Annotated in this window: 7 protein-coding genes; 6 read left to right on the top strand and 1 reads right to left on the bottom strand. The window is 64.9% G+C overall.

Features of this window, described 5'->3' with window-relative positions; genetic code table 11:
* Positions 1-79: 79 nt before the first annotated feature.
* The 5 genes from ACOJTD_RS02355 to ACOJTD_RS02375 all read left to right on the top strand — a co-directional run bounded on the left by ACOJTD_RS02355 (position 80) and on the right by ACOJTD_RS02375 (position 5,977).
* Positions 80-1,027 carry a carbohydrate ABC transporter permease gene (locus tag ACOJTD_RS02355; RefSeq protein WP_420131335.1) on the top strand — a complete coding sequence of 316 codons (948 nt, stop codon included), beginning with the start codon at positions 80-82 and terminating at the stop codon, positions 1,025-1,027.
* Positions 1,020-1,943, top strand: coding sequence for a carbohydrate ABC transporter permease (locus ACOJTD_RS02360; protein ID WP_420131336.1), 924 nt, complete (start codon positions 1,020-1,022; stop codon positions 1,941-1,943). Before ACOJTD_RS02355 ends, ACOJTD_RS02360 begins: the two co-directional genes overlap by 8 nt.
* 171 nt (positions 1,944-2,114) lie before the next feature.
* Complete coding sequence (gene denD, locus ACOJTD_RS02365; protein WP_420131337.1) at positions 2,115-3,101, top strand: D-erythronate dehydrogenase; 987 nt, start codon at positions 2,115-2,117, stop codon at positions 3,099-3,101.
* 158 nt (positions 3,102-3,259) lie between these two features.
* On the top strand, positions 3,260-4,429 hold the full coding sequence (locus ACOJTD_RS02370; RefSeq protein WP_420131338.1) for an acetyl-CoA acetyltransferase: 1,170 nt from the start codon (positions 3,260-3,262) through the stop codon (positions 4,427-4,429).
* A gap of 21 nt (positions 4,430-4,450) precedes the next feature.
* Entirely contained in the window at positions 4,451-5,977 is a 1,527-nt protein-coding gene (locus ACOJTD_RS02375; protein WP_420131339.1) for an AMP-binding protein, read from the top strand.
* A gap of 90 nt (positions 5,978-6,067) precedes the next feature.
* Here the strand turns inward: ACOJTD_RS02375 and ACOJTD_RS02380 are convergent, their stop codons facing one another.
* The gene (locus ACOJTD_RS02380) at positions 6,068-6,949 is read right to left on the bottom strand and encodes an acyl dehydratase (RefSeq protein ID WP_420131340.1); all 882 of its coding nucleotides are present in this window, start codon (positions 6,947-6,949) and stop codon (positions 6,068-6,070) included.
* Between the two features lie 232 nt (positions 6,950-7,181).
* Here ACOJTD_RS02380 and ACOJTD_RS02385 point away from each other — a divergent pair, with 232 nt between their 5' ends.
* Positions 7,182-8,384, top strand: coding sequence for a CaiB/BaiF CoA transferase family protein (locus tag ACOJTD_RS02385; RefSeq protein WP_420131341.1), 1,203 nt, complete (start codon positions 7,182-7,184; stop codon positions 8,382-8,384).
* Positions 8,385-8,679 lie beyond the last annotated feature (295 nt).

Genomic DNA, 8,679 nt, shown 5'->3' on the forward strand with positions numbered 1-8,679 from the left:
GCGCTCCGCGCGCCCCGGAATGAGGAACGTTAAGGCAGTCAGACTTGCACTCGGCCTACGTCGGTCAGACGGAGCTAGCATGACGACACTTCAGATGCGCGATCAGGCGCGCGCCGGCCCCTCCGCCTGGCAACGCCTGCGCACCAACCGCAATTTCATCGCGCTGTGGTTCATGCTGCCGGCGGCGGCGTTTCTGATCCTTTTTTTGGCCTATCCGCTGTTCCTCGGCGTGTGGATGAGCTTCACCGACGCGCGGATCGGGCGCGACGGGGTGTTCGTTGGCGTCGAGAACTACGAGTGGCTTTGGGACGACAGCATCTTCTGGCTGTCGGTGTTCAACACCATTTTGTACACGGCGGTCGCCAGCGCCATCAAATTCGCCGTCGGCCTGTATCTTGCGCTGCTGCTCAACCGGCACATGCCGTTCAAAGCGATCATCCGCGCCGCGGTGCTGGTGCCGTTCATCGTGCCGACGGTGCTGTCGGCGATCGCGTTCTGGTGGATCTACGACTCGCAGTTCTCGATCATCTCGTGGTCGCTGATCAAGCTCGGGCTGATCGACCACAACATCAACTTCCTCGGCGACACCAATTGGGCGCGTGCGTCGGTGATCTTCGCCAATATCTGGCGCGGCGTGCCGTTCGTGGCGATCACGCTGCTGGCCGGGCTGCAAACGGTGTCGCCGTCGCTGTATGAGGCCGCGACGCTGGATGGCGCGACGTCGTGGCAGCGCTTCCGCTACATCACCTATCCGCTGCTGACGCCGATCATCGCGGTGGTGATGACGTTCTCGGTGCTGTTCACCTTCACCGACTTTCAGCTGATCTGGGCGCTGACCCGCGGCGGTCCGGTCAACGCCACGCATCTGATGGCGACGCTGAGCTATCAACGCGGCATTCTCTCCGGCCGGTTAGGAGAGGGCGCGGCGATCGCTACCGCGATGATCCCGTTCCTGCTGGCGGCGATCGCGATCTCCTGGTTCGGCATGCAGCGCCGCAAGTGGCAGCAAGGATCGGATAATGACTGAGACAACCGCCTCCGATCCGCGCCTCGCCGTCAAGGCCGCCACCGTCGCCAAGGACGACGACAGTGAGGGCATGAGCTATCTGGAGTCGCTGCCGCGACGTCTGGTGACGCTGTATCTGCCGCTCGCGATCATCATCGTGATCCTGCTGTTTCCGTTCTACTGGATGGCGCTGACGTCGATCAAACCCGACGAGCAACTGATAGACATGGAGACCTACAACCCGTTCTGGGTGGTGAAGCCGACGCTGAAGCACATCTCCAAGCTCTTGTTCGAGACGCAATATCCGCGCTGGCTGTGGAACACCATGTACGTCGCCGCTGCTTCGACGGTGCTGTCGATCTTCGCATCCGTGCTCGCCGCCTACGCCATCGTGCGGCTGCGCTTCCGCGGCGCCGACAGCGTCGGCGGCGCGATTTTCCTGGCGTATCTGGTACCGCCGTCGATCCTGTTCATCCCGCTGGCCTCGGTGATCCAGGCCTACGGGTTGTTCGACTCGCCACTATCGCTGATCCTGGTCTACCCGACTCTGCTGATCCCGTTCTCGACCTGGCTGCTGATGGGCTACTTCAAGACCATCCCGTTCGAGCTCGAGGAGTGCGCGCTGATCGACGGCGCGTCGCGGTGGCAGAGTCTCACCAAGATCATCGTGCCGCTGGCGGTGCCGGGGCTGATCTCGGCGTTCATCTTCTCGTTCACGCTGTGCTGGAACGAGTTCATCTACGCGCTGACCTTCCTGCAGTCGACGCCGAACAAAACCGTGCCGGTGGCGATCGTCAACGAGTTCGTCGACGGCGACATCTACAAATGGGGCTCGCTGATGGCCGGCGCCCTGGTCGGCTCGCTGCCGCTCGTCATCCTCTACGCGTTCTTCGTCGAGCACTATGTGTCGGCGATGACCGGGGCGGTGAAGGAATAGGACGTCATCATCGCCGCTTGACTTCCAACCACATCAGAGTTCGTCATTCCGGGGCGCGCGAAGCGCGAGCCCGGAATCCATAACCCCTGCGGGGAGTATGGATTCCGGCCTGCCACCAGCCGGCTACGCCGTCTGGTCGCATCCCGGAATGACAAACGATAGGGGATCACGTTGCACATTCTCATCCTCGGCGCCGCCGGCATGGTCGGGCGCAAACTGACCGACCGGTTGCTCGCCGACGGTCGCCTCGGCAATCGCGAGATCACGCGGATGACGCTGCAGGACGTCGTTGCGCCGGCGCGGCCGCCGCATGCCTCGATTGCGATGTCGGTGGTGACCAGCGATCTCGCCGAGCCCGGGCAGGCGGCCGCGCTGGTCGGGCATCGGCCCGACGTCATCTTCCATCTCGCCGCGATCGTCTCCGGCGAGGCCGAAGCGGATTTCGACAAGGGCTACCGGATCAATCTCGACGGCACCAAGCAACTGATCGACGCGATCCGCGCCGAGGGCGATGGCTACAAGCCGCGGCTGGTGTTCACCTCGTCGATCGCGGTGTTCGGCGCGCCGTTCCCGGACAAGATCGGCGACGAATTCCTGTCGACGCCGCTGACCAGCTACGGCACCCAGAAGGCGATCTGCGAACTGTTGATCGCCGACTACACCCGCAAGGGCTTTCTCGACGGCATCGGCATCCGCCTGCCGACGATCTGCGTCCGCCCCGGCAAGCCGAACAAGGCAGCGTCCGGCTTCTTCTCCAACATCATCCGCGAGCCGCTGGTCGGGCAGGAGGCGGTGCTGCCGGTCGGCGACGACGTGATGCACTGGCACGCCTCGCCGCGCTCCGCGGTCGGCTTCCTGATCCACGCCGGCACCATGGACACCGCGGCGATCGGACCGCGGCGCAATCTGTCGATGCCCGGCCTTGCCGCGACCGTCGGCGAGCAGATCGCCGCGTTGGAGCGCGTCGCCGGCAAGAGCGTCGTCGCCCGGATCAAGCGCGAGCCGGACCCGACCATCATCGGCATCGTCTCCGGCTGGCCGCGCAACTTCTCCACCGACCGCGCGCTCAGCCTCGGTTTCACCACCGCGGAGAAGACGTTCGACGACATCATCCGCATCCACATCGAGGATGAGTTGGGCGGCCAATTCGTCGGCTGACCAACGCACAGTCGTCATCGCCGGGCTTGACCCGGCGTGATGGATGCCCGGGTCAAGCCCGGGCATGACGTATCTCCATGTCTGAAACGGGGATGCTTTTGGCTGATGGCCGTCCTATATTCCGGCCAAATCAGCAACCCGACCCAGGAGAAAACGCCATGACCGCCAGCATCGTCGGATGGGCTCATATGCCGTTTGGCAAGTTCGACGCCGAGACCGTCGAGAGCATGATCGTCCGCGTCGCCAGCGAGGCGATCGCCGATGCCGGGATTGCGCCGGGCGACGTCGACGAGATCGTGCTCGGCCATTTCAACGCCGGCTTCTCGCCGCAGGATTTCACTGCCTCGCTGGTGCTGCAGGCCGATCCGGCGCTGCGCTTCAAGCCGGCGACCCGGGTCGAGAACGCCTGTGCCACCGGTTCCGCCGCCGTGCATCAGGGCATCCGCGCCATCGAGTCCGGCGCCGCCAAGGTGGTGCTGGTGGTCGGCGTCGAGCAGATGACCCGGACGCCCGGGCCGGAGATCGGCAAGAACCTGCTGCGCGCGTCCTATCTGCCGGAAGATGGCGACACGCCCGCGGGTTTCGCCGGCGTGTTCGGCATCATCGCGCAGAAGTACTTCCAGAAATACGGCGACCAATCGGATGCTTTGGCGATGATCGCCGCCAAGAACCACCACAATGGCGTCGCCAATCCCTATGCGCAGATGCGCAAGGATTTCGGCTTCGAATTTTGCCGCGCTGAAGGCGAGAAGAACCCGTTCGTCGCCGGTCCGCTGAAGCGCACCGATTGCTCGCTGGTGTCCGACGGCGCCGCCGCGCTGGTGCTGACTTCCGCCGACAATGCCAAGGCGATGGGCAAGGCGGTTAACATCCGCGCCCGCGCCCATGCCCAGGACTTCCTGCCGATGTCGAAGCGCGACATTCTGCAGTTCGAAGGCTGCACCGTGGCGTGGCAGCGTGCACTGGCGGACGCCGGCGTGACGCTGGACGATCTGTCGTTCGTCGAAACCCACGACTGCTTCACCGTCGCCGAATTGATCGAATACGAAGCGATGGGGTTGACGCCGCGGGGGCAGGGCGCCCGCGCCATCAAGGAAGGCTGGACCCAGAAAGACGGCAAGCTGCCGGTCAATCCGTCCGGCGGCCTCAAGGCGAAGGGCCATCCGATCGGCGCTACCGGCGTGTCGATGCACGTGCTGACCGCGATGCAGCTGCTCGGCCAGGCGCCGGAGGGCATGCAGATCAAGGACGCCAAGCTCGGCGGCATCTTCAATATGGGCGGCGCCGCGGTCGCCAACTACGTGTCGATCTTGGAGCCGGCGAAGTAAGCGCGAGCGAAGGAAGCGCGGATGAATTTGGCGAATTGGCTCGCTGCAAGCGCCCGGCAGCGGCCGGGCGCTCCTGCGCTGCTCAGCGGAACGAAGATTGACGCGGACTACGCGACGTTCGCCACGCGGGCCGCGTCTTTCGCCGCGGCACTCGGACGCGACTACGGCATTCGCCCCGGCGATCGTGTCGCGCTGTTCGCGCACAACTGCACGGCTTATCTGGAAGCGCTCTACGGCATCTGGTGGGCCGGCGCTGTCGCGATCCCGATCAATGCCAAGCTGCACGGCAAGGAAGTCGCCTGGATCTGCGACAATGCCCAGGCCAGGCTGGCGCTGATCTGCGACGACACCGCCGACACGTTCAACGAAGCGTCGTGCGACTTGCCTTCCGGGATGGCGACGCTGGCGATCGATAGTGACGGCTATGATCGGGCGCGTAGCGGCATTGGCTTGGGCACGCCGGTTTCGCGCGAAGACGATGATCTTGCGTGGCTGTTCTACACCTCGGGCACCACCGGCCGGCCGAAGGGTGTGATGCTCAGCCACGGCAATCTGGTGGCGATGTCACTGTGCTATCTCGCTGACGTCGATGCGGTGACGCCGGACGATGCTGCCTTGTACGCTGCGCCGATTTCGCACGGCGCCGGGCTCTACAACATGATCCACGTCCGGTTCGGCGCCCGCCATGTCGTGCCGGAATCCGGCGGCTTCGATCCGGACGAAGTGCTCGATCTCGGCAGGCAGCTCGGCAACGTGGCGATGTTCGCCGCGCCGACGATGGTGAAGCGGCTGGTCGAGGCCGCAAAGCGCCGTGGCGAGAGCGGAGAGGGGCTCCGCACCATCGTCTATGGCGGCGGGCCGATGTATCTGGCCGATATCCGCGAGGCGCTGAGCGTCATGGGCCAGCGCTTCGTGCAGATCTACGGCCAGGGCGAGTCGCCGATGACGATCACTTCGCTGAAGCGCGAGCGTCATGCCGATAGTGCGCATCCGCGCTATCTCGACCGGCTGGCCTCGGTCGGCACGGCGCAGAGCGTGGTGTCGGTGCGCATCACGGGCGCAGATGGCAAGGAGCTTGCGGTCGGGCAGACCGGCGAGATCGAGGTGAAGGGGACGACCGTCATGCTCGGCTACTGGAACAACCCGGATGCGAATGCCGAGACGCTGAAGGACGGCTGGCTGCGCACCGGCGACGTTGGCCGGCTCGACGAGGACGGCTTTCTGACGTTGTCGGATCGCTCGAAGGATGTGATCATCTCGGGCGGCACCAATATCTATCCGCGTGAAGTCGAGGAAGCACTGCTGACGCATCCGGCCGTGCGCGAAGTGTCGGCGATCGGTGTCGCCGATCCCGAATGGGGCGAGAATGTCGTCGCCTGTGTGGTGCTTGCCGACGGCGCGAGCGCCGACGACGCGGCGCTCGACGCGCATTGCCAAGGTGCCATCGCCCGATTCAAGCGTCCGAAGCGCTACGTGTATTTGGACGCGCTGCCGAAGAATAATTATGGCAAGGTGCTGAAGACCGAACTGCGCAAGATGGTGAAGTAATTGTCCCCGTCATTGTGAGCGAGGCGAAGCAATCCAACCCCGTGCGCGGTGCTGGATTGCTTCGTCGCCTCGCTCATCGCAATGATTGAGTTAGCTCAGTCGCCCCACCATCGCGGCTCGCTCGTCGCCGTCGACCCACAGGGCGAACTCTTCGCCCTCGGCCGAATGAGTCTGTCGTAGCGTCACGCCCCGGTTGTAGTACACTGGGCCCTTGAGCCACAGATCGAGCTGGCGCGGCGGCTGTGAAAGCGTCAGGTGGCCGAGGCATTGCGCGGCGATGCGCTGCGGGTGTGCGGAGGCGGCCGCAAAGCCGGTGCGGCGGGCGTAAGCGTCGATCAGATGCAGCGGATTGCAATCGCCGGTCAGCCGAGCGAAGCGCAGGCGATGGTCGCCGTCGACCGTCCAATGCGCCACCGGCGCCAGATCCGGATTAACCGACGGCGACACCGCGGTGGCCCCCTCAAGCGGACCATAGTTCAGCGGCGGCGCGAAGCGGCCTCGATAGTAGAAGGTGGTTACGCTTTCCCATGGGCAGTCGTCGTCCTGCAGCAGCTGCGCGTGGATGTCGAGTTCGATGCCCTTGTCGTGCACGCGCCAGGCGGTCGCCCGTGCGATCAGGTCGGACGGGTAAGCGACCTTGATCGCACCGTTACGGATCAGCCGGTTGCGGAGCTGCAACGCCTGCCAGACCGGCAGCGGCCAGTCCGGATGCATCAGCATCGCCAGCGTCAGGCGAAAGCCGCTGACATGCGGTGCCAGAAGCTGCAATCGTTCCGTTGTGACTTCATCATCGCGGCCCGCGAGACGCCGTAGTGCGCTGATCAGGTCTGTGCTGATCTGGTAGTCGCGCCAGATGAAGCTGAAGGTCGGAAAGCCCTCGCGGCTGTTCCAGCCGGCAGACGGCCACAGCGCGCCGAGCCCCATCGCCGGCAGGGACGGAGACTTGAGGTACGTCTCGTGATGCGCCGTCATCGGTGGCTCCAACCGGTGGTGACGATGGCGGGAACGTTCAATATGCGGGGGCAGTGGATCGATCCAGCTTCATGCGGTCAATGATGTTGCGCAACGATTCCGTGGCACGGAACATCCGGCCCGGCTGCGGTCACGGCAGAGCGCCATGCCCGGGCCGTGCTTGATCTTCGCGATCCCTCCACGCTACAGGGGGACGACGGCGCCGCCGAGAGCGCCACAGACGGGAGCGCCGATGGGGCCACTTGCGGGCGTGAAGATCGTCGATATGACGTCGGTGCTGATGGGGCCTTACGCCACCCAAATGCTCGGCGACTACGGTGCCGACGTGATCAAGATCGAGTCGCCCGAGGGCGACGTGACGCGGCAGATCGGCCCGACGCGCCATCCCGGCATGGGGCCCGTGTTCCTCAACGCCAATCGCAACAAGCGCAGCATCTGCCTCGATCTCAAACACGCCGCAGGACGAGACGCGGCATTGCGGTTGATCGCCGGTGCCGATGTGTTGGTGTACAACGTGAGGCCGCAGGCGATGGCGCGGCTGCGGCTCGGTTATGACGACGTCGCCTCGATCAATCCGAGGCTGATCTATGCCGGCGTGTTCGGCTTCGGCCAGGACGGGCCCTATGCGGCAAAGCCCGCTTATGACGATCTGATCCAGGGCGCCACCGCGCTGCCGTCGCTGAATGCGAGGGTCGGCGATGGCACGCCGCGCTACGTACCGAACGCGTTGGTCGACCGCATCGTCGGGCTGACCGCGGTGGGGGCGATCTGCGCATCGCTCGTCCATCGCGACCGCACCGGCAAGGGGCAGCGGCTCGACATCCCGATGTTCGAAACCATGGCGAGCTTCGTCATGGGTGATCACATGGGGGGGCTCACTTACGAGCCACCGCTGGATCGCGGCGGCTATGCGCGGCATCTGTCGCCCGACCGACGCCCCTACAAGACTGCCGATGGCTACATCTGCGCGATGGTCTACAACGACAAGCAGTGGCTGAGCTTTCTGCGGGCCGTCGGCCGAGACGATCTACTCGCCGACGAGCGCTACACCAGCTTCGCGCGGCGGGCCGTCAACATCGACGTGGTCTATGCAGAGCTGGCTCGGATCTTCCTCACACGCACGACGGACGAGTGGACGTCGCTGCTCGACGCCGCCGATGTGCCGGCGATGCGGATGCACGATCTCGAAAGTATTCTGGACGACCCGCATCTGGTGGCGACCGATTTTTTTCCCGTCGTCTCGCATCCGACCGAAGGCCCGATCCGCGACATGAAGGTCTCGGCGACCTGGTCCGACACCAAAGTCGAGCGCCAGCGCTTCGCGCCACGCCTCGGCGAGCAGGGCGCCGAGGTCCTGCGCGAGGCTGGCTACAGTGCTAGCGAAGTTGCCGAGCTGCAGCGTTGCGGCGCGTTGAAGCTGCCGGAGCAGAGCTGAGCGGATGACGAACGCGTGGAAGAGCGATTGTCTGTACGACGTTCGGTGCTCTGCGATAAGCGGAGTTGCTCCCATCGTTTCGATTAATGATGTTGTTGAGATGCGGGCACAGCGCTTGGTCTCCCTCTCCCGCTTGCGGGAGAGGGCTGGGGTGAGGGCTCTCGCCACAGGCTCAGTGCCCGCGGCCCCCCACCCCCGACCCGCAAGGGGGAGGGGAGTGCGCCGTGCTCGGCGCGTACGTCGTCGCGCGTATCGTGCTCTCGTTCGTCCTTCCGGGCGCCGCGTCGCGGCGCGC

It is taken from the genome of Rhodopseudomonas sp., assembly GCF_048594845.1.
In the GTDB taxonomy this organism is placed as follows: Bacteria; Pseudomonadota; Alphaproteobacteria; order Rhizobiales; family Xanthobacteraceae; genus Rhodopseudomonas.

Bases quoted from the DNA above. Each gene is read 5' to 3' on its own strand.
- ACOJTD_RS02375 (WP_420131339.1), top strand. From the start codon at position 4,451: ATGAATTTGGCGAATTGGCTCGCTGCAAGCGCCCGGCAGCGGCCGGGC.
- ACOJTD_RS02370 (WP_420131338.1), top strand. From the start codon at position 3,260: ATGACCGCCAGCATCGTCGGATGGGCTCATATGCCGTTTGGCAAGTTC.
- ACOJTD_RS02380 (WP_420131340.1), bottom strand. From the start codon at position 6,949: ATGACGGCGCATCACGAGACGTACCTCAAGTCTCCGTCCCTGCCGGCG.
- ACOJTD_RS02360 (WP_420131336.1), top strand. From the start codon at position 1,020: ATGACTGAGACAACCGCCTCCGATCCGCGCCTCGCCGTCAAGGCCGCC.
- ACOJTD_RS02385 (WP_420131341.1), top strand. From the start codon at position 7,182: ATGGGGCCACTTGCGGGCGTGAAGATCGTCGATATGACGTCGGTGCTG.
- ACOJTD_RS02355 (WP_420131335.1), top strand. From the start codon at position 80: ATGACGACACTTCAGATGCGCGATCAGGCGCGCGCCGGCCCCTCCGCC.